This is a genomic window from Collinsella sp. CLA-SR-H006, from assembly GCF_040097075.1.
In the GTDB taxonomy this organism is placed as follows: domain Bacteria; phylum Actinomycetota; class Coriobacteriia; order Coriobacteriales; family Coriobacteriaceae; genus Collinsella.
Map to the genome: position 1 here is coordinate 47,675 of NZ_JBBNPD010000005.1, position 24,245 is coordinate 71,919.

The window sequence follows — 24,245 nt, forward strand, 5'->3', positions numbered from 1 at the left end:
ATGGCATTCGACGATAAAACCGACCGCACTGACGTGCCCGCCGTGCCGCTGTACCAACAGGTCATGGATGACCTAAAGGGCGAGATCGCGCGCGGTGTGTACCCCGCCGGCTCGCGCATCCCTGCCGAGATGGAGCTCGCGAAGTCCTACGGCGTGGGGCGCATCACCGTGCGCCGTGCCATCGAGGAGCTGTCGCGCGCGGGGTATCTCAACCGCCAGCAGGGGAGGGGCACGTTTGTGTGCGCTCCCAAGCTCAAGCGCAAGATTCGCCAGAAGGGTGACGTCCAGAGCTTTACTGAGGGTTGTGCTGCCAACGACATGGTGCCGGGTGCGCGTCTGGTGTCGCGCACGGTGGTCGCGGCGACGCACGAGGATGCGGCGTTCTTTGGCGTGGAGCCCGGCTGCGAGCTTATCGTGGTCGAGCGCGTGCGCACGGCCGACGGCATCCCCGTCATGCTCGAGAACAACGCCTTTGTGCTCGCCGACCATCCCTACCTGCAGACGCTGGCCGACGAGGACCTCACCGATAACTCAATCTTTGCGCTCGTTGCCGAGCATTCGGGTCGCGCGCCGCTCAAGTCCGACCCCTGCACCGTGGAGATTGCGCTTGCCGATACTCAGACGGCCCCGCTGCTGGAGGTGCCGGTCGGCGAGCCTCTCTTCTATATGGAGGCCTACTTTACCGACGCCGGCGGGCGCCCTCTACTGCTCGGCCGCCAAAAGATCGTGGGCTCGCGCTACGTCTTCGACATCTAACGTCCACAGATAGAACAACATAGAACAAATTTGCTGAGATGACTTCACGGGCGTTGTTACACGTGCTATAAATAGGACAACATAGAACGACAGCAGGTACGAGCTGTCGTCGTTCAAAGCCGCCCCACAAGGAGGAGCATCAGCATGAACGCACATGATCTGGTTCAGGAAATCATCGAGCGCAAGGGCAAGATCGAGAACGTCTTTTGGATCGCTTGTGGCGGTTCGATGATCGACCTGATGCCGGCCAACGAACTGCTCAAGCGCGAGGCCACCACGTTTACCTCGACGGTCTACACGGCGCGCGAGTTTTGCCTGATGGCTCCCAAGAGCCTTGGCGAGAAGTCGCTCGTTATTGCCTGCAGCCACAGCGGCAACACGCAGGAGGTCGTCGACGGCTGCGAGATGGCGCTGGCCGCCGGTGCCGAGGTCATTGCCCTTACCGACTGCGAGGGCTCAAAGATCGACAACGGCAAGTGGACTACCTGGGTCTATCCGTGGGGTGAGGGCGTGTCGCAGGCTGAGGTGCCGCAGGGCATCGGCGCTCTGATCGCCGCCGAGTTGCTCGACCAGCAGGAAGGCTACGAGGCACTCGCCGACATGTATGAGGGCCTCAAGCAGATGGATGCGCTGCTGCCCGCCGCCCGTGAGAAGGTCAACGCCGAGCTGGGCGCCCGCTTTGCCGAGCTCTGCCAGCAGCACAAGTTCTTCTATATCCTGGGCTCCGGCCCCAACTTTAGCCAGACCTATGCCATGGCGATCTGCTCGCTCATGGAGATGCAGTGGCAGCACTGCTGCTACATCCACTCCGGCGAGTACTTCCATGGCCCGTTCGAAGCCACCGAGCCCGGCGTGTTCTACTTTGTGCAGCTCGGATCGGGCGAGTGCCGCCCCATGGAGGAGCGCGCGCTGGCGTTCCTCAACACGCACACCGACACGATCATGGTGCTCGACGCGCTCGAGTACGGCGTAGGCGACGTGCCCGCCAGCGTGCGTTCGTACCTGGAGCCGATCTTCTTCTACAACATGAGCTGCGAGCTGCGTGCTGCCCGCGGCAAGGTGTTTGACCACAGCCCCGAGGTTCGTCGCTACATGGGCATCGAGCAGTACTAGGTACCGGGAAAAGTATTCACCTTCGATTCGCAAGGTTGCGGCAGCCGGCGGCCTACTTCGTGTCGTAAGCCTCGGCATCCCACCAGTCGAGCTGGGCGATGTTGTCGCGGATGTGCTGGCAGCTCTTGTGGAAGCCCTCGAGCTCGTGCTCGGACAGGTCCAGCGTGTAGACCTCCTCGACGCCCTCGGCACCGATCACGCACGGCAGGGAGGTGAAGATGCCCTCCTCGCCATACTGGCCGGTCATGAGCGTGGATGCCGAAAGCACGGCATGCTCGTTGTGCAGTACGGCGGCGCAAACGCGCGCGGCGGAGTTGGCGACGGCGTACTCGGTGCACTGTTTGCCCTGGTAGGTTACGTAGCCGCCCTTGCGTGCGAGCTCCTCGACCTCCATGTGGTCAAAGGCGTACTTGTCGGGGTTCTCGGCCTGAAGCTCGTTAAGGCTCTTGCCGGCGATGGTTGCGGCCTTAAAGGCGGCCAGCTGGCTAAAGCCGTGCTCGCCGATCATGTAGGCGTCGATGGACTTGGGGCTCACGCCGACCTTCTTGGAGATCTCGGTGCGCAGGCGGGCGGAGTCCAGGCCGCAGCCCGAGCCGATGATCTTCTTGGGATCGTAGCCGGTCAGGTGCCACAGCTCGGTGCACACGACGTCGCAGGGGTTGGAGATGCTCACGAAGATGCCGTCAAAGCCGGCGTCGACGATGCGCTTGGCAAAGGTGCGGGCGGCGTCGGTGGTAAAGAACAGCTCGCCGTCGCGGTTGCCGGCGGCCAGCGCGACCTTGCCGGCGGCGTTGACGATGACGTCGCAGCAGGCAAGCTCCTCGTAGTGGTCGTAGCAGTTGACGATCTTGGTGTTGTACGGGACAAACGAAAGGGAGTCGCGCAGGTCCTGGACCTCGGACGTCACCTTGGCCTGGTTGATATCGCACAGGTACAGCTCATCGGCAATGCCCTGCATGAGCAGACTGTTGGCAACATGTGCTCCTACGTGGCCCTGGCCGACCACACCGATCTTACGCGTCTGGTACATATATGTATCCTTTCGGCCGAGTTTTTCGCGTCGAACCATTGTAGCGTCCTGCTGCCACTTTGCTAGGCTAAAGCGCAATAGATTTTTGGGCATGCCTTAATCTCTACTTTTGGAGTGATTTGGGCCGCTGACGGCATCGCTGGGCGATGTGCTCGCGCGGATGGGGCCGGTCGTTGTACCATAGCTGCAACTGACTCGTAAGGAGCATCCATGCCCATTCGCATTCCCGACGCCCTCCCTGCCGCCGCGCAGCTCGAGAGCGAGAACATCTTTGTCATGACCGAGTACCGCGCGCTGCACCAGGACATCCGTCCGCTGCGCGTGCTCATCCTCAACCTCATGCCCACCAAGATCGCTACCGAGACGCAGATCATGCGCAAGCTCTCCAACACGCCGCTGCAGGTGGAGGTGGACCTGCTGCGCACCAAAACGCACGAGGCCACGCACGTGAGCGCCGGCCACCTGGAGACGTTCTATCGCACGTTCGACGACATCCGCGACATCCACTACGACGGCCTGATCATCACGGGCGCGCCGGTGGAGCAGATGCCGTTCGAGGAGGTCGACTACTGGCCCGAGCTCTGCCAGATCATGGATTGGTCCACCACGCACGTGCACTCCACGCTGCACATTTGTTGGGGCGCGCAGGCCGGTCTGTACCATCATTACGGTATCCAGAAGTACGACCTACCGGCAAAGGCGAGCGGCGTGTTCGAGCATTATCTGGTGAAGCCGCAAAGCCCGCTGGTCCGCGGCTTTGACGACCGTTTCTATGCCGTGCATTCGCGCAACACCGATGTGCGCCGCGAGGACGTGGAGGCCGAGCCGCAGCTTGAGGTCGTGGCCGTGTCCGACGAGGTGGGCCTGTACATCGTCAAGTCGACCGACAGCCGTCGCTTCTTTGTATTTGGCCATCCCGAGTACGATACCGACACGCTGCGCTTGGAGTACGAGCGCGATGTGAAGCGCGGACTCAACCCGGAGGTGCCGGCGCATTACTTCCCGAATGACGACCCCACGGCCGAGCCGCGCAACGTCTGGCGCAGCCAGGCTCAGTTGCTCTACACCAACTGGCTCAACTACTACGTCTACCAGACCACGCCCTACGACCTGGCCCGCGCCGGCGAGGAGCACTAGGCTGCGGCCGTGGCTGCGACTGTGGCTGTGCTCACGGCATGACGAGCGTGGATTATCGGACACGCGAGCGTGGATTTTCGGACGTTTACAAATCGAGCGTGGATAATCTCCCACTTTTGGCTTGAAACTAGGCTCAAAACGGGAGATTATCCACGCTCATTTTTTAGGCATGTAGATGCCGATGGCTCGGCTAAGAGACGGTGCGTGCAGAGGCAAAGTCGCATTTGGCGTGGTCTTGAATCTCGACGGGTTTTTCTTTCTGATAATCCGATGGACCAAGGCGCCAAATTATGGAGACGGGGACCTCTCGACAACCACCCTACCTGCAGATATAAGTCATCAGTCTAAAACGTCCAAAGCCGTCAAGCATTTGGTCAGCGCCTGGACAGCATTTGGTTAGACTTCGCATGAAACCGTCTGGTACGTTTGCGCCGTTCCAAGAGTTGGGAGGCGACATGGGAAACATGACGGCGAATCAAAGACTTACAAGTCACATTAAAGCATGCGAACAGCAGATGAGCTGCGTGTACGCACGCACGACGGCGGAGGCAAAGCAGATTGAGCGGCGGGTGGCGGCGGGAAGTCTAGAGGCGGTCATGCCGGGGCTGTATGTGCGTCCGGATTATTGGTCCGAGCTCAAGTTTCGGCAGCGTTATCTGCATCGGGTGCGGGCCCTTGCGCAAAAGCATACCGACTGGACGTTTTGCTCCTATACGGCGGCTGTTATCTATGGCCTTTCGGTTTCGCATGCCAATTTGACGCACATTCATATCGCCGCGGCGCCGGCGCAATCGACGACGCCCGGCTCTCAGGTGATTCGCCATCGTTATGCTCGTCAAACACGGGCAATCCAGATGGATATTGCCGTGACCGATATCGATCAAACGATTACGGATTGCCTGGTCGATGCGTCGTTTGTCGAGGGACTGATCATTGCGGACTCGGCGCTTCATGAGCAGCTGTTGTCGAAGGAGCATCTCGTTGAGACAATCAACAAGCTTGGCTTAAATCGTCGCGGTGTTGTGACGGCGCGAAGTGTTGCGCGGTGTGCCGATGGCCTATCGGAAAGCGGCGGCGAGTCCAAGGCGCGCGCCCTGATGATCGAGCGCGGCTGGCAGACGCCGGAGCTGCAAGTTGAGCTGTTCGACCCGGTTGAGCCGGGGCGGCCGTATCGCGTTGACTACTTGTGGCGTGTGGGCGACCGGCTGATTATCGGGGAGTTCGACGGATTCGTTAAAAGCGAGAAGGCGGCGGAGGAGGGCAAGCTCGCGAAGGCGCAGTTTGATGAGCGCCAGCGCGAGTCGAGGCTTTCGCTGCTTGATAACTGCAAGATCGTGCGCTTGTGCTGGGATGATCTAAGGGATCCGACAAAGCTCGATCGCAAGCTCAGGGTCGCCGGCGTGCCGCGTGCGTGTTGAGGCGGTTGCAGGACGTTGAGCCGCACGAGCGTGGAAATCCGGACGGACGAGCGTGGAAATCTGGACGCGCAATGGTTGAGCGTGGATAATCTCCCACTTTTGGCTCGTAAGGGGGCTCAAAGTGGGAGATTTTCCACGCTCATCTTGCGGGTGCGATACAGCGGCGATCAGGCGCTGATGATGTGGAGTAGCGGCAGGTCGTGGGCGTCGGTGGGAACGTGGTCGACACGCTGCTCGTCAAAGGAGATGCCGATGATTTGACATGCGGGCGAGAGCATGGGCAGGTAGCGGTCATAGCAGCCGCCGCCGTAGCCCAGGCGCGCGCCGGCGCGGTCGAAGGCTACGAGCGGCACGACGACCATGTCGAGAGCTTCGGCAGGCACGATAGGGAAGCGGTCGCTGTCGATGTCCACGGCTGCGAAGGTCCGCGTGGGGTGGGCGATAAACGGAGCCGAGGACGCATCGCCGGCGGCAACTGCCCGCATGCACATGCGCTGGCCACAAGCTGCGGCGTCTGTTGCCGAGAACATGCACGGATAGGCCACGCGCCAGCCGCGTTTGGCGGCCGCTGCGGCAAACGCGGCAGGATCGACTTCGGAACCCATGGCGGCATAGGCGGCAACGGTGTGCGGCGCCGCGGCATCCAAGCGGCCCAGCAGCTCAACCAGCCGCGCACAGATATCAGCAGACTTCGCCGCCTGCACATCCAAATCAAGAGCGTCACGTCGGGCAATCACCGCCCGTCGCAATTTAGCCTTGTCCATCCCAACCTCCTCTAGCAAACCTGCCAAACAGGGACAGGTTTATTTTGGCAGGTTTTATCTGGGCAAACGTCGAAGCCGCCACAAAGGTGTCCTTTGTGGCGGCTTCGACTCAACGTTGGCTTCACAACGCCGCAGCGATTGCTTCAGTCACAAACTTATTGAGCGATTCACCCTTCTTTGCCGCTGCCAGCGCTGCTCGCTTGTGGAGCTCAGAGCCCGTTCTTACGTTGAAAGAGCCCTTAAAAGCCCGCTCGGGTTCCTTGCCCTTCTCGGCGCAAAACTCAAGGTAATCGTCGACGGCGTCGTGGAAGCATTGCTCCACTTCTTTAGCCGTGGAGCCTTCAAATACGATTGCGTCCCTAATGCCGGCGACCATACCTGTTAGCACATGCTGTTCAGCATCGAACTCGACCGGGGCGAAATAACCCTTGTATGCCAAAACGTTACTCATGACTACCTCCGACATCTTGCAGAAAGCGAACGATGTTTCGAATGGTCCCCGCTGTCAATTCGTCAGATGGATGAGGTGCGTGCATTACGAACATCCTGCCATCTGATGGCCTGTAGAAGCGAACGCGCGATCCGGATGTCTTGCCTTTGCTGTCCATTTCAAAGCCATATGAAGCCATGACTTTTAAAAAATCCGCATAACGATACGTCGAAGGGCAGCTAAACAGTTGGGCGATGAGTTTATCGGATCGAGTCATCCCGCCTCACATTCTGCAACTATATTCTAGTTGCAATTTCAGTTCGATGCAAGCACCTCTACTATAGAACATGTGTGCGTATAGAACAAGTGTTCGAACTACCACGAAGGGCGCCTGTGAACTGCGCCCTTCGTGGTAGTTTTGCTTGCCGTGCCTTAGCCCAGCAGGTCGACTACGTTAAAGCCGGCGTTGCTCTTGGCGATGACTTCGCGGCTGCCAAAGACGCAGGTGGGCGACTCGGCTGCGATGCGCGTCACGTCGGCGCCGAGAGTGCGCAGCTCACCGGGCGTGGCGGCGAGCATCTGGGCGCGGCGCTCCTCGCGTGCATGCGGATCGAGTCCAGCCAGATAGGTCGTGTTGCGGCGCTTGGTGAGCGCGTACGGCTTCACCGGCGCATCCATGCCGCTCACGCAGCTCACGATAAAGCCCTCAAAGGCGGCCTCGTCGGGCTCAAAGCTGCCAAGCCATGCGCCCGCGCGTTCCACGCGCTCAATCGAAGGATCGACCGCCGGGTCGCGGTAGGTGTAGAACGCCGTCTGGCGCTCGCCGGCAGCGCGGAATCCGCAGCCGTACGCACCGCCCTTCACGCGGATCTCGTTCCACAGGTAGTCGTAGGAGAGCGCGTTGGCAGCCACGGCCCAAGCGCCCGTCACGTCGATGCCAAGGCGACGCGGGTCGCACGCGCGCGCCGCAAAGCAGATGTCGCTGGGGATGACAAAAGCCTCGTGACGGTCGCGCGGCGCCGGTACCACGAGCGCGTCGCGGCCGGCATCGGCGCCGTCGCCCGCGCCAAGCCTCAGGTCGCCCGCGGCATCCCAGTACGCGTTAAAGTCCTCGTCGCTGCCGGTAAAGCTCGCCATGCAGCCATCGGCCACAAAGATGCGGTCTGCCAGCGCGGCAAGCTTGGCGCGCAGGTCGTCCAGTCGCTCGTCAAAGTGCTCGAGTAGATTGCGCAGGAACAGGTAGAAGTCCACGCCCGAAAGCTGCTCGCGCACCACGGCCGAAGGCGAGCTGTAGCTCATCGCGCGACCGAGCGCCGCCGAGTGACCGTTGTTGATAAAGCCCTGCTCAAGCCCAATGCGAATCTGCGTGAGCACGTCGCGCACGCGGTCGGCGTCGGCATCGAGCAAAAGCGTGCTCGACCACACCTCGCGCGGCAGGCTTGCCAGCGAATCGATCTTCTCGGACAGGGCGCCGGCGCTCACCAGCAGGTAGGGGCGCACGCTGTCCACGTCGGGCTGCGTCATGACCTCGGTCGTAAAGCTCAAAAAGCCCAGCTTGCCGGCGAGCAAGTTGTCGAGTTCCTCGGCCGAGTGCTCGCTCGTGGGCAGCTGTTTGAGCAGGCGGCAGAGCAGCGTCACATAGGGCAGGTCCTCAAACGCGACGCAGCTCAGGTCGAAATACTGCATGGCGTAGGCCAGACGGTTGGTGGGGATGCCGTGGCGCAGGCAGGGGATGGGTGCGGTCGTGTCTACGACGAGCGGCGGCTCGGGGCGCGCCTCGCCAATGTCGGACACGCGCAGGCGCGGCAGCGTGGCCATGGCCTCGGGCGTGTCTTCCGCCTCCTGCGCGGCACGCAGCGCGGCCGTGCGCTCGACCACGTCGGCCAGCTCGGCATCGGTCATGGCGTCGCGCTTGGCTGCCAGCTCGGCGGCCTCGGCACCCTCCGAACCCTCGGCGGCGTCCACCGGCACCAGCTCGACCAGTGCCATGTGATCGTTTTCCAGCACCAACTCGCGCAGCAGGTCCTCAAAATAGCTGCCGTCCAGCTCACTGCGCAGCTCCTCGTACACCGGGCCGTACTTGAGCGCCAGCGTCGCGGCGTCGTCATCGTAGAGCCACGTGCTCAGCGCGTCGCACGCAATGGCCACGCCGTCGGCGATACCGTAGTCGCGCTGGCGCAGGTCGTATTCGTTGCTGCTGATGATAGCTTCCAGGCGCTCGCGTGGAACGCCATGCTCGCATAGGTCGCGGCAGGCGTCCTGGAACACGCGGCGCAGCTCGCGCGCCACGCCGGGCTGCGCGTTTTGCAGCATGATGAGCTCGTAGGGCTGCAGGCTCTCGGCCGCGGTGTAGCTCACCACGTTGCCGCCCAGGCCGGCGGCCAGAATGGCCTTCTTAACCGGCGCTTCGTTGGAGCCCAGCAGTGCCTCAAACAGGATGTCCGCCGCGATCGTGCGCTTGCGATCGAGCGCACGGCCCAGCACAAGGCCCAGGCCCACCAGGGCGTTCTCGGGCGTGGTAGCCATCTCGACGCGCTTGTACTCGCAGGTCACGGGCGCCTGCACGCCCAGCGGATTGGGCGCCAGCGTGGACGGGTCCTCGCCGGCGGCGACGGCAGCGTCCATGCGGCGGCTCGCGGCACTCGGCTGCGACAGATAGCGCTCGTCCAAAAAGGCCAGGGCGCGGTCCACGTTCAGGTCGCCGTAAAGCGTGATGTAGGAGTTGGAAGGATTGTAGTGGCGCGCGTGCGTGTCCAGGAACTGCTCGTAGGTGAGCGCGGGAATCGCGCGCGGGTCGCCACCGCTTTCGTGCGCATAGGCGGTGTCGGGATAGAGCGCGGCGTTGACGGCGTCGTCCAACACGCTCATGGGATCGGACAGCGCACCCTTCATCTCGTTGAACACCACGCCGTTATAGCGCAGCGTGCCCTCGCGCAGTCTGGCGGCGCTGCCGTCGCCCTCGCCTTCGGCGCCCTGCGGCAGGTCCAGCTCGTAGTGCCAGCCCTCCTGCTCAAAAATGGTCGGCTTGGTATAGATGGCCGGGTTGAACACCGCGTCCAGGTACACGTCCATCAGGTTGTACAGATCCTGCTCGTTGGTGGTGGCAACGGGGTAGATGGTCTTGTCGGGGTAGGTCATGGCGTTGAGAAACGTCTGCATGGAGCTCTTGATCAGGTCGACAAACGGCTCCTTGACGGGGAACTTAGCCGATCCGCACAGCACCGAGTGCTCAAGAATATGGAACACGCCGGTGGAATCGGCCGGCGGCGTCTTAAAGCCAATGGCAAAGGCCTTGTTTTCGTCGTCGCACGCCAGGTACAGCAGGCGAGCGCCCGAGGCGGTGTGGCGCAGCACGTAAGCGTCCGAGTCGAGCTCGGGCACGGTCTCACAGCGCTCGACGGCAAAGCCGTGGCAGGTGGTGCCGGGTACCAGCAGCGCGGCGGCAGCGGCGCGCGGGTCGGTTGAGGTGGTGGGCATATGCAGTCTCCTTTGACGCCCCAGCGGGGGCGAATCGAGTCGAATCCTCGAGAGTATACCCATATGGGGCCGCGGCTCTGCGGCGAACTGAAGACGATGCCGGCGGAATGGGTAAAGGCCCCGCGTGACCGCCGCGCGAGCGTGGAAATTCGGACACACGCCAAACGAGAGTGGATATTCGGACGGACGAGCGAGGATTTCCGGATACCTATCGAACGAGAGTGGATATTTGGACGGAATTTGCTGCAAAAGCCCCAAAAACCGTCCAAATATCCACTCTCGATATCCGACCGTCCGAAAATCCTCGCTCGTCCATCACTCGCGTATCTCTCGTCCCTCATTCGTCTCTAATATGAGAGATGACAGGAAGATGAGAGAAAAATATGAGAGATAACTGAGCAGCAAAGAGACAGGCAATCATGGTATTGTCTCAATACCAATTGTTCTACCAGCAAAAATATGTATAAATGAAGCAAATGGTAGACATTCCATCTCTATCTATCCCTTATCTCTAAGCCGAGAGATAGAGAGATAGATGAGAGATAATTTCGAGAGATAACTGAGAGACGAGGGAAATCTATCCGCGGCATTCTCCGCAGAACCGAGCGAAAGGACGTGCAGATGAACGAAAACGAACTGACCGGTCTGCTCGAGTCTTTAAGGCGCATGGGCTCGGACGATTTTAACGTCGAGGTCAAGGAGAGCGCCACGACGCTTTCCCGCGACGTATGGGAAACGGTCAGCGCTTTCGCAAACACCGCCGGCGGCATCATCGTACTCGGAGTGAGCGAGCGCGCGGGTTTTGTCCCAGTTGCAAACTTTGAGACCGAGAAAGTGCTCAACCAATTCGTGGCGGGCATGGGCGATGCCGGCGGTCGCGGAAAGCTGGCCAATCCGCCCAAATACACCATTGAGCGCGTGGAGCTCCAGGGCACCGTGGTTCTGGTCATCACGATTGAGGAGCTCGACCCGTCGAGCAAGCCTTGCTATGTCATAGAGCGGGGCGCTCAAGGTGGCAGCTACAAACGCATCGATGACAAAGATGTTCCGCTTTCGTCGACCGAGGTTTTGGCACTGTCGTCATATGAACGGACGAGTCCTAGCGATCGCGATGCGGTGCCCGGCACGAGTGCGGGCGATCTCGACGAGTCGCTGGTCGACCGCACGATAGAGCGTGCCTATTCGTTGACGCCTCGAGCGATGCGCGGTGCGGCGGACAAGAAGACAAAGATGGAGCGTCTGAATTTCCTCGACTTCCGGGGCAATGTCACCAAGGCTGGACTCCTGGTTGTGGGCACCTACCCTCAGCAGTTCTATCCCAAGCTCTTCATTGACGTGGCTGTCCATGCGGGAACTCAGAAGGGCATGGCGGGGTCGCTGAGGTTCATGGACCGCACAATCTGTGAGGGAACGTTGGGCGAGATGATCTCGGATGCCGTCGCAGCCGTCGCCAAGAATTTGCGGCGAACCTCGACCGTCCAAGGCGTCTCGCGTGTCGACTCGCTTGAGATTCCCGAGGAGGTTCTGCGCGAAGCAATCGCCAACGCCGTAATCCATCGAGAATACGGGGATCGGTTCTGTGGACAATCGATCGCCGTCGACGTCTTTGACGATCGTGTCGAGGTGACGAATCCTGGCGGCCTTTACGGGGGAAAGACTCGCGAGAACTTGTTTGACGGCAGCTCCCGATGCCGTAACGCGACGCTTGTGAAGCTCATGTCGATTGTCCCGCTGCCGGATGGCGCAGGTTCGCCGGCTGAGGGCAATGGCTCGGGCATCCCGATGATGATCGATGCCATGCGCGCGCATGGTCTGGCCGAGCCCCTGTTCTGCCCGGGGTTCGATCGGTTCAAGGTCGTACTTTACCGTTCAAAGATCGAGCCGGTCGATCATGGCGGGGGCTTAATTGTGACGGCACTCAAACACTACGGCGAGCTGGGGACGCGTGAGCTGGCAGAACGCACGGGGCTTACAATTTCCCAGGTTAGGTCGCGCGTCAACGCGCTCATTGCTCAAGGCGAGCTTGAGCCCACGGCGCCGGCGACGAGCCGCAACCGCAAGTATCGACTGTCAGAGCGCGTGGAATAAATGCGTTAGTGGACGAGGCGACCCAACAATCGACCCTCAATTGGCGCCCACTAAGGTAAAGCGGTTGTTGCTCAGTCGACGGTGATGCTGAAGACTCGGCTTACGCCGGCATGGCCCCGAACCCGTCCATCAAGAACAGCCTAAGAACCAGCTTGATGACATATCCCGGTTTGACTTCTGCCGCGTCAAAGACGTGGCGCTCGGCGAGTTCGCTGCGGTATGCATAGATGTCGCGGATAAGGTCCGCGCCCGAAAGCGTAAACATGTAGCCTGCGTTCGAAAGCGCATTGGGTGCGGCGGGCAACTTGGCCATGCGGCAGAACGTTTGCAGGTCGGGCGCCATAACATTCTGGTAGTCGAGGTGGCCGTTGGCATCCTGTTCGGCAAGCTCCAATTGGCGCACAAAATCCAGCGCCGCTGCTAACACAAAGCTCGGTGTAGGCGCATTGACGTCCTGAGTGGTCGCCACAAGCCTGCCCGCCGCCTGCGTGACAAGCCAAGCGACCTCGCGCTGGCAGCGCACGGCCTTGCGCGTAACCGGCTTGATGGACGAAGAAGAAACGCTCCCCTTAGGCGGATTCGAAGCAGCCATAAGACCCTCCCATGAACAATCCGGCCCAACAAGCCCGGATGAAACACGTGTTACATCAGTATACAGGGGAGTTGGATGGCGGGGTACAAGCGCGCCAGCGGCAAACCGAGAGCATCAACGATGTGCCGATCGCGGAATGAGATCTCGTAATAATTGACTCTCGGCCATATTATTGAGGGGTATGACTCGTGTTCGTATGGTTGTAGGTGCTGGCGATGAACGACATTGACCTTGCTGTTCCGTTGATGGATGGACCAAGCTATGACCGTGCCTGCAGTCTCGTTCCTTCTGAATACGTTGAGGCATGGGAGTGGTTTCTGGGTGAGGAGCAGCGCGGCGGCGTTTGGGCCAGCCTTCCGCACCACACCAAGGAAGATAGCCCTCAGTATCAGTATCGTTTGAGAATTGGCTCGGACTTCTTTCCCGTAACGCGGGATTCAGGGATCTTCTGGCCGGGCCAGGATCGGGTGAAGCAAGATCCCAATAAGATCTTTGCGCTTTCGGTCCATAACTCTAAAAAGAGCTTCTACACCGATGTGCCTCCGCTCTATTTGGACGATGGTACGTGGGTCATTAAGTACTCGGTTCAAGCGCCGGGTACCGTTGGTTTTCGAGACCAGAATTACAACCGTAAAATGCTCAACTGCATGGAATGTGGCGTTCCAGTCGGAGTCATATTTGCAACCGAGGTGGGCTATAAGGTGCTCGGCCTTGCGTTTGTTGAGCGGTTCGAGCCCGAAAACGGATGGTTTGTTCTGCACGGTCCTGTTCATAAAGGCGGACCGGACCCTCGTTTTGCGCCCGACATGAGTTATCTGAAGCACATGCCCGTCGATATTGAGTTTGCCGGACAGGGTACGACCGACGACGAAAAGGTCCGCTATGCGTTAAGGCGCGAGCGATTGGGGCAGCAATGGTTCCGCAAACAGCTCGTTGCCGCCTATGATGGCCGTTGCGCGGTGTCGGACTGCGGCGTCAGCGAAGCTCTGGAGGCTGCACATATCGAGAATTACTCGGGACCCAAATCGCAGGTTGCCAGCAACGGCATTCTGCTTCGGCGCGATCTTCATTCCCTATTTGATGCTCACCTGATTTCGTTTGAGCCTGTTTGCGGCGAATATCGGCTGTGCGGATCGTACCTGCTGGATAAGACCGACTACGTTTCCTTTGCGGGTGCGACGCTAAGGCAGCCGAATGAGCGTCAGTGGCGACCCAATACGGTGTTTCTTGAGGCCTATCGCATTGAGTTCGATCGCTCGGAAAAGAAGCGTGAAAAGGCGGGGCTTCTGCCGTATTAGCGTATTTGGCTTTGGCATTCTTTGACAATCGTGTTGTTTGATCGGATCGCGTGGCGATGCAATATCGCGCCCACCCGCCGGTGCATGCTCTTCCTGATTTGTATAGCGAGAGGGGAGCGTGTATGAGCTGGCGAGGCGATATTGCGATGGGGAAGTACGGAAAACTGCCGTGTGCCCTTATAGACAACAATATGTTTCCGAGCGTAGAGGTTGATTGCGGGTCGTTTGTCGTCACCTGCCCTTGCTGCGGCTCGCAAATACCGTGTCTCGACATTCGGTTCATCGATGCGCGCGACAGACTCAGCGACGAAGTGAGAAAACGGACAGGCGTTCATATGCCGGTGTATCCGGAGAAATGCCCTGTTTGTGGCCTCGATATCGTGTACGACGCCGGCGACGAGGGATAGGTGATGCGGAGGAGTTGGCTGTGAGTGTCTTTTGCCTCTACAAATAAATCCCCTCACCGAGCTGCTTGTGGAACTCGGCGTGATGGTCGCGTGCCCAGGTAAAGAGCGCCTGGTTAAAGTCGGTATGCGTGGCCGGGACGCCAAAGACGCCGGCAACTTCGACGCGCACAAACTCCAGTGCCGGCAGCTTGTTGATGGCAGTGAGGGCAAACGGGGACGAGGGCTCCTCGAACAGATAGCGGCTGCCTTGCAGCGCGTCGCAACTGGTGCACGTGTTGCCGAGTGACGGGGCTTTGGAGGTTCGCGCGCCTACGGGCTTGTAGCCGCAGCGCTTATAAAGATAGTCGCGGATCTCGCCTGGCACGCAGCCAAGAGCGGGCACGATGGCGAGTGCGTTGGCGTTGGCCGTGTCGATGGCAATGTGCCCGGCTTCGTTGGACGCGTGCGCGATGGCGATGCTCTCGTCGTTATCGGCTCGATAGGGAATGCCGAAGGCCGCGACCGAGGTCTCTTTGTGACACTTCCAGCACTCGCGCTTGCCCAGTACTAGATATATATACGGCGCTGAGGGGTCGGATCGGTCAACACCGGGCAGCCACTCGGCAAAAGGCTCGGGGTTGACGCCGCTGGGTACATACCAGATCTTCTTGATCCGGTCCCATTTGGCGCCCAGCGCCTTGGCTTCTTCTTTGTGCGAAAAGGGGACATCGAGCTCGGTGCGCATGGCGGCTCCTTGGTGCTGCAGGTGCAAGTGGCTCAAGGATACCGCAGGGCACAGACATCGCGGCGTTTTGCCGAGAAGTTGCGGTGCGGACTGATTGGTTATGCCGATGGATAGATCGGCAAGTAGATGGTCGGCTTTTGGCTGGTTGGACGGTTGGAACTGCCGGCGGATTTGGCGACATAAAACAAAACAGCCCAGAGGCATAGCCTCTGGGCTGCGAACATTTGGTGGGCGTTAGAAGATTTGAACTTCTGACCTCTTCCGTGTCAGGGAAGCGCTCTCCCCCTGAGCTAAACGCCCGATCAAGGGTGCGCAAGTGCGCAAGGGATAATATAACGGAGCTTGAACTCGGTGGCAAGAATATTTTTTAAAATCGCTAACGTTGTGGAATCAAAGGGCTTTGTCGCGCCCATTTTAAAAGAGCTCGCTGCCGCGATTTGGCTATCGCATAATGCAAAGCCGTTGCGATGCCGAACCATGGAAGAGACGTCTGCGGAATTGTCCTACCGATAAGCGGACAAGCCCCCAGCTGGCGCCTTCGCCGTGGTAAGGTAAGCCGAATTGTTTCCAGGCTGTTTCGGGGGAGTGGAATGAGCAAAGAGTGTGTCGAGCGGGTCGAAGGCGCAGGGGCTTCGGTGCCGATGACCGATATATCGAACATAGATGTGCCCGAGGGCACCGATGAGCTCAGCCGCAACACCCGTCGCGCATGGCGCGACCGCCTGAACAGCGCTTCGACGCGCAAGATGATCACGGGCGTCTTGGCTACGCTGGTGGGCGGTTCGTTTTGGGGCTTCTCGGGCACCAGCGCGAGCTTTCTGTTCGATACCTACCACGTCGACACCTTGTGGCTTATGAGCGTGCGTCAGATTCTCGCCGGTCTACTCTTTATGGCCGTGGTTGTTACGCGCGACCGCGAGCGCCTGATTAAGCTCTGGACCACACCCGCCGATCGCAAGCAGCTGCTGCTCTTTACCGCCTTTGGTCTGCTGTTCAACCAGTTTTGCTATCTTTCGGCCGTGCGCCTGACGAACGCCGGAACCGCGACGGTGCTCCAGTGCCTGCAGCTCGTTATCATCATGGGCTACACCTGCGTGATCGATCGCCGCATGCCGCGTACTCGCGAAGTCATCGGCATTGGCCTGGCTCTGGGTGGAACCTTTTTAATCGCCACCGGCGGCGACCCCACCAGCCTGAATATCTCGCCGCTTGGCCTGGCAGCAGGTCTTATGTGTGCGGTCAGCGCCGCGTGTATGGCGGTGATTCCCGCCAAGATCCTGCCCGAATACGGCAGCCCCATCGTCACGGGCTCGGCAATGCTCACGGCGGGCGTGATCTCATGTGTCTTCGTGCAGCCCTGGGCGCATATGCCGGCACTCGACGCTGCCGGCGTCGAGGCGCTCGCGGTGTTCGTGGTTATCGGCTCGTTTTTTGCTTACATGCTCTATATGCAGGGCGTTAAGGACATCGGCTCGGTGCGTGCGAGTCTCATCGGAACCGTGGAGCCCGTCTCGGCGACCATCACCAGCGCCGTTATGCTGGGCACGGTGTTTTTGCCGACCGACCTTATCGGCTTTGTCATGATCATCGTGATGATGTTCCTCACGGTGTAGCTGGCGCCGCCACCAAGACAGAAAAGGTGTTGTGCCGCATTTTCGCCAATTGATGTCCGTGTCTGGAGTTTAGCTGTCGATGCTCAAAATGCCATAAACTAGTAACGTTATGGACTTTTTCATTGCGACTCAATTGCGAGGATTTCTTTATGGCTGGTAATCACTTTAAGGGTAGCGATAGCGGCCGCCCTGCAGTTCCGCCGCGTCCGAACGGGGCTGGTAAGGCCGGCACGCCGGGCGGCGCTGGACAGGGCGGTTCCGGTAAGCGCGTGTCCCCGGGCGAGACGGCGATGTTTACCGCTCTGTACGAGCAGTCTCAAAAGGCAAAAAAGACCGGCCGTGCAAGAGGGAATGTCTTTGCGGGCGGTGCAACCTCCACGTCGCAGCCGAGCGGGGCTCCTTCGGTACCCGCGAACAACGCAGGTGCTGCCAACGCCGCGAATGGCGCCGGCAACGTTAATGCCGGCAAGGCCGCCAACAATACTCCCTCTGCCGGTGGCGCGGGGCTTACGGGTAACCTTGGCACGATTTACACCGGCGCCTCCGAGACTGGCACGTTCGCCCGCCTGGATGATAGCTGTGCCGAGTTTGCGGGCTCGGGTTCCAAGGAAGATTATTACGATTTTGGCTTGAACTACGGTAGCGACGCTTCGTCGAGTTCGACCTCTGACGGTCTGGTCCGTCATCGCCATCGCAAGGGCGAGCGCAAAAAGCGTCACACCGGCGCCATTATTGCCGCTGTAGTCGCGGTGCTTCTCGTTGCGCTTGGCGCAAGCGGCTTTATGCTGCTTAACTCGGCAAAGACCGTAAAGAGTGAAGCGAAGGAGGCTGTCGAGATCGTCGGTGGCCTTAAGGACAAGGTCACGTCGGGCGATTTTTCGACGCTGCCTGACGACGCGAAGAAGATCGATGAGCTCTGCGACAGCATGAAGGCGGAGACCTCGAGCTCGCTGTGGACGGCGGCATCGTTTATCCCGGTGTATGGCAGTGACATCAACGCAGCCCGCACCATGATTGATGCCCTGTCCGATGTCTCGAGCAACGCGCTGGTTCCCATGGCCGATAACCTCTCGCAGGCCACGCCCGGCAAGCTGTTCCAGGACGGCATGATTAACGTGTCCGCGCTACAGGCGGTCGCCGATTCGCTTTCCAGCAGCTCGAAGGTGTTCAAGAGCGCCAACGAGAAGGTCCAGGGCATTGGCGATACTCATATTTCCCAGGTGACCGAGCTGGTCGATAAGGCCAAGGACGGCTTTGCCACCCTCAACGGTGCGGTTGACGCGGCGGAGAAGGTCGCCCCCGTCCTTCCCCAGATGCTCGGCGCCAACGGCCAGACGCGCAACTACCTTATGTACGCCATGAACAACGTCGAGATTCGTGCTTGCGGCGGCTTTGGCGGTTCGCAGGGCCTGATTTCGGTCACTGACGGCCAGATGTCGATTGGCGAGTTTGTTCCCCGCATTGGACTCAGCGAGGATGAGGCAGTCGAGAGCGTCGACGAAGAGGATGAGGCGCTGTTCGGCAACCACAGTAACCTGTACAACTCGGGCAATACCTATTCGCCTGATTGGCCCCGCAACTCGCAGCGTGTCGCCGCGCTGTGGAAGTCCCAGTATGGACAGGACGTTGATGGCGTCATCGGTATCGACCCGGTGTTCCTGCAGTATCTGCTGGGCCTGGTCGGTAATGTCTCGCTGCCCGACGGAACGGTTGTCGACGGCACCAACGCCGCAAAGGTCCTCATGCACGATGTGTACTGGAACTATCCGGTCGAGGAGTCGGACGGCATCTTTGCATCCGTCGCCAGCGCTGCCTTCGACAAGATCCTTGGCGGTATCGGCGATGTCGATGTTACGAAGCTTGTCAGCGCCGTTGAGCGCGGTGCCGAAGAGGGCCGTCTGATCGCGTGGATGAGAAACGATGATGAGCAGAATGCCATCAAAGAGACGGGCATTGACGCTTCGCTGCTCGATCCGGATGACCCGAGTGCCGATCCTGTTGCCGGCGTTTACTTTAACAACCTGAGCTTCTCCAAGCTCGACTGGTACCTGAACGCCGATACGCAGATTGGCCAGGGCATCAAGAACGGTGACGGCACGTGCTCCTATCGCATCACCGTTACCCTGACGAACATCATGACGCAGGAGGAGGCTGGCAAGCTGCCCGACTACGTTGCGGCGAGCGCACCCGATGCCGCGCGTGACGACGAGCGTCTGAATGTCTCGTTGTTTGCCCCGACGGGCGGCAACATTACTGATCTGACCGTCGAGGGCACCCAGTTTGGTCTTGGCGCCGCCACGTGGCATGGAATCCCCTTCTATTCGGGCACCGTTGACCTGCATGCTGGCGAGACGACGACGATCACGTATACGCTGACCACGTCGGCCGAGGCGGGGGACAAGCCGCTTACGCTGCGTCAGACTCCTACATGCCAGGCGGCTCGCGACAGCGCGTCGGCGTAGGGTTTTTCTGGTAGCGCAGATAATCGAGTACCATTTTGGGGCGGACAGGCAATCTGTTCGCCCCTCTTTTGTAAGGAGAGCGCATGAAGTACTTTGGCACCGACGGCTTTCGCGGTGAGGCCAACGTTGGGCTGACGGTAGAGCACGCTTATAAGATTGGCCGTTTTGTGGGCTGGTATTACGGCGCCAACCGCGAGCGCAAGGCACGCGTGATCGTGGGCAAGGACACGCGTCGCTCGAGTTATATGTTCGAGGCGGCGCTGGTGAGCGGCCTGGTCGCGAGCGGTGCGGACGCCTATATGCTGCACGTGATCCCCACGCCGGGCGTAGCGCATCAGACTGTGGAAGGCTGCTTCGATTGCGGCATCATGATCAGCGCGAGCCACAACCCGTTTTGCGATAACGGCATTAAGCTCGTCAACAGCGACGGCTTTAAGATGGACGAGGACGTGCTGGAGCTCATCGAGGACTACATCGATGGCAAGAGCGAAGTTCCGCTGGCCACGGGCAACCACATCGGTGCCACGGTGGACTACATGCAGGGCCGCAACCGCTACATTGCTTCGCTCATTGCAAGTGCGAACTTTTCGCTGCAGGGCGTCAAGATCGGTATCGACTGCGCCAACGGCTCGGCTTCTTCGGTGGCCAAGCCGGTGTTTGACGCGCTCGGTGCCGACGTGCGCGTGATCAACGCCGCGCCCGATGGCTTTAACATCAACGTTGACTGCGGCTCCACGCATATGGAGCGCCTGCAGCGCCATGTGGTGGAGCAGGGCCTGGACGTGGGTTTTGCCTACGATGGCGATGCCGACCGCTGCCTGGCCGTGGATGAGCGCGGTCGCGTGGTAGACGGCGACCAGATCCTGTACGTGTGCGGCGTGTATCTGAACAAGCACGGTCGCCTTTCGGGCGGTACCGTGGTGCCGACGATTGCCAGCAACTTTGGCCTGGTCAAGTCGCTGGAGCTTGCCGGTCTGAGCGCCGTGACCAGTGGCGTGGGCGACCGTCACGTGTATGCCAAGATGCGCGAGGGCGGTTACAGCTTGGGCGGCGAGCAGACGGGCCATACGATCTTTGGCGATATCGAGCGCACGGGCGACGGCATTATGACTTCGCTGCGCGTGATGGAAGTGATTCGTGCCGAGCGCGAGACGCTCTCGCAGCTCACGGCTCCGTGCAAGCTGCTGCCGCAGGCGCAGGTGGCCGTGCACGTGGCGGACAAGGACGCCGCGCTCGAGAACATGGGCGTGCAGAACGCCATCGCCGAGGCCGAGGCTGCGCTGGCAGGCGAGGGCCGCGTGCTCGTGCGCAAGAGCGGAACCGAGTCGGTTATCCGCGTGCTGGCCGAAGCCCCCGACCAAGCCGCCGCCGACGCCGCCATGAAGCGCATCGCCAACGCGCTCGAGGCTTTATAGCTACGCGGTTTTACCAAACCGCGTAGCTGCTCGACGCTGCAAACGGCCCCAAGCGGCAATCTGACGTTCAATTTCAAGGGCGCGACCAGAAGGTCAGCGCCCTTTCATTTCACGTCACCTTGCTCGCTTGGGGCCGTTTTCGCTGACGTTGCCAAGACATTAGCGTCAACGAACTAGTCATTGGGTACCTAGTTATTGGGTGAAAAAAGGGGACGCTGCGGATTGGTTCCGCGGCGTCCCCTTTGCGTTGGCGTGTCGGTTATGCCTTACAGCTCGTAGAGCGTGGTGAACTTGTCCTGCAGGTAGCTGCAGTAGTAGCGGGCATCGAACGCCATGCCGCACGCGCCCTTGATGAGCTCCGGCGCGTCCTTGGCGCGGCCCCACTGCCAAATGTGCTCGCCCAGCCAGGCCCGGACGGGCGCCAGATCGCCGCTCGCGCAGGCACCGGTAAGGTCGATGCCGTCGCGGCACATGGCCGGCACGAACATGGCGTCGTAGGCGCTGCCCAGTGCATAGGTGGGGAAGTAACCAAACGAGCCACCGCTCCAGTGTGTATCCTGCAGGCAGCCGCGCGTGTCGTCGGGAACGGGAATGCCCAGGTACTCGTTCATAAAGCGATTCCAAAGTGCGGGGATGTCCTTGGCCGTGGCCTCGCCGGCAAACAGCATGCGCTCAATCTCGTAGCGCACCATAACGTGCAGCGGATAGGTGAGCTCGTCGGCCTCGGTGCGGATCAGCGAAGGCTGCGCGATGTTCACGGCGTGGTAGAGCGTGTCCTCGTCGACGTCGCCGTAGACCTCGGGTGCGTGGCGGCGCAGTACCTCGAGCAGCGGTCCCATAAAGGCGCGGCTGCGACCCACGGTGTTCTCAAAGAAGCGGCTCTGGCTCTCGTGGATGCCCATGGAGGTGCCACCTTCCAGGCACGTGCGCGCATAGGCGGGATTGACGCCCAGCTCGTACATGGCGTGACCTGCCTCGTGGATGATGCTGAAGACGTTGGAGATACAGTCGTTCTCGTAGATGTGCGTCGCGATGCGCGCATCGCCCACGGCAAAGCCCTCGCTAAACGGATGCTCGGTAAAGGCAAGCGTGGTGTTGTCCAGGTTCAGGCCGACGAGCTTCATCAGGTCGAAGCTCATGGCGCGCTGGGCGGCCTCGGGCACGCGGGCGTGCAAAAAGTCGGCATCGGGCTGCTGGCCGCGCTCGCCGATGGCGTGCACGAGCGGCACGACCGTCGCCTTGACCTCATCGCAAAACGCATCGAAGCTCTTGGCGGAAAGGCCACGCTCGTACTGGTCGAGCCAAACGTCGTATGGGTCGCGCTTGGGGTCCATGAGCTCGGCCTGATGCTTAAGTTGGGCGACGATTCTATCCACATAGGGCTCAAAGCTCGCCCAGTCATTGGCCGTCTTGGCCTTGTGCCACACGGCGTCGGCCTCGCAGGTGAGCCTGGTCCAGGCCTCGGCCTCCTCGGTAGGAATAACGCTTGCCTCGCGCTGGTCGCGGCCGAGCACGCGAATCTCGTCGAGCAGCTGCGGGTCGTCTACGTGTCCGCCTGCAACCGTCTCGCGCGCTAACGAGCGTACGAGCTCAACGGACTTCTCGCTGGTCAGTAGCTTGTGATGTTCGCCGGCAAGTGTGCCCATGGCGTCGGCACGGGCGGTAGCGCCGTTGGCAGGAGCAATCGTCGCACCGTCAAACTCGGCAATCTTGAGCAAGTACTCGCGAGTCCACAGCTTGCCCTCGAGTTTGCGGAACTTTTTGACGGCCTTGTCGACTTTGGCGGCCTTGACGCTCTTGGCAGCCTTTGCCACGGCGGCCTTGGCCTTCTTATCGAGTTTCTTTCCCATACCGCATCCTTAATCTCGCAGGCCGAGCGCCGCAGGCGGGTGCACGGCCAGTTTGCACAGCTACCTGCCTTGTACCCAGCGCGAACAAAACGGAACGCGGCGATGTGCTCGCGAAATGTGTTATCCTATAGCCCAATGCGTTGACGGAGAGGGTTTTGCCCGCCGTGTCGCCGGCAAGAGAGGGAAGGTCATGGGCTGCAAGCCTTCCTGCGGTGGCAAGGGCCAAGCGTTCACTCCCGAGCAGCGACCTCAACGGGCGCGCGGCCAGTGGCAGCAAAGCCTTAGTAGGGAAGCCGTGAGCCTCGCGACAAGAGGCGCAGAGTGGGCGCGGCGGGCCAGACATCCGCCGGGTCAAACAAGGTGGTACCGCGGAATTTAACCGTCCTTGGGCAATGCACATGCCCGAGGACGGTTTTTTGTTACCGAACCGGGCCGCGCATCCGCAGCATCGGGCAGCGTCAGCCGTCCCGGAGCGCGGATGCGCGAGAGACGAAAGGGAAGACATGAGTCTGATTGATGATCTGGTCAAACTCGAGGAAGAGGCCAAGGAGCTCGTCACTAGCGCCGACGACGCCGCCAAGCTCGAGGCTGCGCGCGTTGAGCTGCTCGGTCGCAAGGGCCGTATCACCGGCCTGATGCGCATGATGGGCAAGCTCGCCCCCGAGGATCGTCCCATGATGGGCAAACGCGCCAACGAGATGCGCCAGCTGATTGAGGGTATGCTCGACGAGCGCACCACCGAGATGAAGGCTGCCGCCCTCAAGCACACGCTCGAGCACGAGGCCGTCGACATCACGCTGCCGGGCATCCGTCCGCAGATCGGTCACCAGCACCTGATCAAGCAGATCATCGAGGAGGCCGAGGACATCTTCTGCGGTATCGGCTACACCGTCGAGTCCGGCCCCATGGTCGATACCTCCTACTACAACTTCACCGCGCTCAACGCGCCCATGGATCACCCGAGCCGCTCGGCTCGCGACACGTTCTATGTGGTCGACAACAACCCCGGCAGCGTCGCGCATCCCGAGGCTCACGCTCACGGCGAGTCCGACGTGCTGCTGCGCACCCAGACCTCGGGCGTGCAGATCCACACCATGGAGTCGCAGAAGCCGCCCATTTACATGATCTGCCCGGGCACCGTCTATCGTCCCGACACGGCCGACGCCTGCCACCTGCCGCAGTTCAACCAGATCGAAGGCCTGGTCGTCGACGAGGGCATCACCTTTGGCGATCTTAAGGGCACGCTCGACTACTTTGTTAAGTGCATGTTTGGCGAGGACCGCAAGACGCGTTATCGCCCGCACTTCTTCCCCTTCACCGAGCCTTCCTGCGAGGTGGACGTGAGCTGCCACGTCTGCGGCGGCAAGGGCTGCAACTTCTGCAAGCACAGCGGCTGGATCGAGATCTTGGGCTGCGGCATGGTCGACCCCAACGTCCTGATCAACTGCGGCATCGACCCCGAGAAGTACACCGGCTTCGCCTTTGGCATTGGCGCCGAGCGCGTCGCTGCCCTGCGCTACGACCTGCCCGACCTCAGAACGCTCATGACAGGCGATATGCGTTTCCTGAATCAGTTTTAAGCTGACCTGTCCCGGCGGCTTCCCGAGCCACCGCACCTTGCCCCTCAAACCGTCGCTTGCGTACCCAAGTACGCGGCGCTCCTCTTTCGGG

The 24,245-nt window shown here is 60.6% G+C and carries 17 protein-coding genes and 1 tRNA gene; 10 read left to right on the plus strand and 8 right to left on the minus strand.

Going from position 1 to position 24,245, the window contains the following annotated elements; translation table 11 throughout:
* Complete coding sequence (locus AAA069_RS04255) at nt 1-756, plus strand: GntR family transcriptional regulator (RefSeq protein WP_035136787.1); 756 nt, start codon at nt 1-3, stop codon at nt 754-756.
* A 144-nt stretch (nt 757-900) separates the two neighbouring features.
* Entirely contained in the window at nt 901-1,869 is a 969-nt protein-coding gene (locus tag AAA069_RS04260) for an SIS domain-containing protein (protein WP_349127652.1), read from the plus strand.
* A gap of 52 nt (nt 1,870-1,921) precedes the next feature.
* Here the strand turns inward: AAA069_RS04260 and AAA069_RS04265 are convergent, their stop codons facing one another.
* The gene (locus AAA069_RS04265; RefSeq protein WP_349127653.1) at nt 1,922-2,899 is read right to left on the minus strand and encodes an L-lactate dehydrogenase; all 978 of its coding nucleotides are present in this window, start codon (nt 2,897-2,899) and stop codon (nt 1,922-1,924) included.
* 210 nt (nt 2,900-3,109) lie between these two features.
* Between AAA069_RS04265 and metA the strand changes: the two genes are divergently transcribed.
* Nucleotides 3,110-4,036: a homoserine O-succinyltransferase gene (metA, locus tag AAA069_RS04270; RefSeq protein ID WP_349127654.1), complete on the plus strand. Its 927-nt coding sequence runs from the start codon at nt 3,110-3,112 to the stop codon at nt 4,034-4,036.
* A 455-nt stretch (nt 4,037-4,491) separates the two neighbouring features.
* Nucleotides 4,492-5,454 carry a hypothetical protein gene (locus tag AAA069_RS04275; RefSeq protein ID WP_349127655.1) on the plus strand — a complete coding sequence of 321 codons (963 nt, stop codon included), beginning with the start codon at nt 4,492-4,494 and terminating at the stop codon, nt 5,452-5,454.
* A 167-nt stretch (nt 5,455-5,621) separates the two neighbouring features.
* On the opposite strand, the gene AAA069_RS04280 is transcribed toward AAA069_RS04275, so the two are convergent.
* From AAA069_RS04280 to AAA069_RS04290, 3 genes are all read right to left on the minus strand, one after another.
* Nucleotides 5,622-6,218 carry a 5-formyltetrahydrofolate cyclo-ligase gene (locus AAA069_RS04280; RefSeq protein ID WP_349127656.1) on the minus strand — a complete coding sequence of 199 codons (597 nt, stop codon included), beginning with the start codon at nt 6,216-6,218 and terminating at the stop codon, nt 5,622-5,624.
* Between the two features lie 121 nt (nt 6,219-6,339).
* On the minus strand, nt 6,340-6,669 hold the full coding sequence (locus AAA069_RS04285; protein WP_349127657.1) for a type II toxin-antitoxin system HicB family antitoxin: 330 nt from the start codon (nt 6,667-6,669) through the stop codon (nt 6,340-6,342).
* 411 nt (nt 6,670-7,080) lie between these two features.
* A complete protein-coding gene (locus AAA069_RS04290; protein ID WP_349127658.1) occupies nt 7,081-10,125 on the minus strand; it encodes an insulinase family protein in 3,045 nt (1,014 codons plus the stop codon).
* Between the two features lie 621 nt (nt 10,126-10,746).
* On the opposite strand from AAA069_RS04290, the gene AAA069_RS04295 reads away from it, so the two are divergent.
* A complete protein-coding gene (locus tag AAA069_RS04295; RefSeq protein ID WP_349127659.1) occupies nt 10,747-12,213 on the plus strand; it encodes an ATP-binding protein in 1,467 nt (488 codons plus the stop codon).
* Nucleotides 12,214-12,313: 100 nt separating this feature from the next.
* Here the strand turns inward: AAA069_RS04295 and AAA069_RS04300 are convergent, their stop codons facing one another.
* Entirely contained in the window at nt 12,314-12,805 is a 492-nt protein-coding gene (locus AAA069_RS04300; RefSeq protein WP_349127660.1) for a hypothetical protein, read from the minus strand.
* Between the two features lie 215 nt (nt 12,806-13,020).
* Here AAA069_RS04300 and AAA069_RS04305 point away from each other — a divergent pair, with 215 nt between their 5' ends.
* Nucleotides 13,021-14,103 (plus strand): HNH endonuclease signature motif containing protein, encoded by a 1,083-nt coding sequence (locus tag AAA069_RS04305; RefSeq protein WP_349127661.1) that lies wholly within the window; start codon nt 13,021-13,023, stop codon nt 14,101-14,103.
* A 444-nt stretch (nt 14,104-14,547) separates the two neighbouring features.
* Here the strand turns inward: AAA069_RS04305 and AAA069_RS04310 are convergent, their stop codons facing one another.
* Together AAA069_RS04310 and AAA069_RS04315 are read right to left on the minus strand one after the other, a co-directional pair.
* Nucleotides 14,548-15,234: a DUF5710 domain-containing protein gene (locus tag AAA069_RS04310; RefSeq protein WP_349127662.1), complete on the minus strand. Its 687-nt coding sequence runs from the start codon at nt 15,232-15,234 to the stop codon at nt 14,548-14,550.
* A 225-nt stretch (nt 15,235-15,459) separates the two neighbouring features.
* Nucleotides 15,460-15,534 (minus strand) — tRNA-Val (locus AAA069_RS04315).
* A 290-nt stretch (nt 15,535-15,824) separates the two neighbouring features.
* Here AAA069_RS04315 and AAA069_RS04320 point away from each other — a divergent pair.
* The 3 genes from AAA069_RS04320 to glmM all read left to right on the plus strand — a co-directional run bounded on the left by AAA069_RS04320 (nt 15,825) and on the right by glmM (nt 20,724).
* Complete coding sequence (locus AAA069_RS04320) at nt 15,825-16,847, plus strand: EamA family transporter (protein WP_349127663.1); 1,023 nt, start codon at nt 15,825-15,827, stop codon at nt 16,845-16,847.
* Between the two features lie 149 nt (nt 16,848-16,996).
* Nucleotides 16,997-19,309, plus strand: coding sequence for a DUF4012 domain-containing protein (locus AAA069_RS04325; RefSeq protein WP_349127664.1), 2,313 nt, complete (start codon nt 16,997-16,999; stop codon nt 19,307-19,309).
* 83 nt (nt 19,310-19,392) lie between these two features.
* Nucleotides 19,393-20,724, plus strand: a complete 1,332-nt coding sequence (glmM, locus tag AAA069_RS04330; RefSeq protein ID WP_117821123.1) for a phosphoglucosamine mutase — start codon at nt 19,393-19,395, stop codon at nt 20,722-20,724.
* Nucleotides 20,725-20,990: 266 nt separating this feature from the next.
* On the opposite strand, the gene AAA069_RS04335 is transcribed toward glmM, so the two are convergent.
* Nucleotides 20,991-22,574: a carboxypeptidase M32 gene (locus tag AAA069_RS04335; protein WP_349127665.1), complete on the minus strand. Its 1,584-nt coding sequence runs from the start codon at nt 22,572-22,574 to the stop codon at nt 20,991-20,993.
* A 503-nt stretch (nt 22,575-23,077) separates the two neighbouring features.
* Here AAA069_RS04335 and pheS point away from each other — a divergent pair.
* Complete coding sequence (gene pheS, locus AAA069_RS04340) at nt 23,078-24,154, plus strand: phenylalanine--tRNA ligase subunit alpha (RefSeq protein WP_349089153.1); 1,077 nt, start codon at nt 23,078-23,080, stop codon at nt 24,152-24,154.
* The last annotated feature ends 91 nt before the right edge of the window (nt 24,155-24,245 follow it).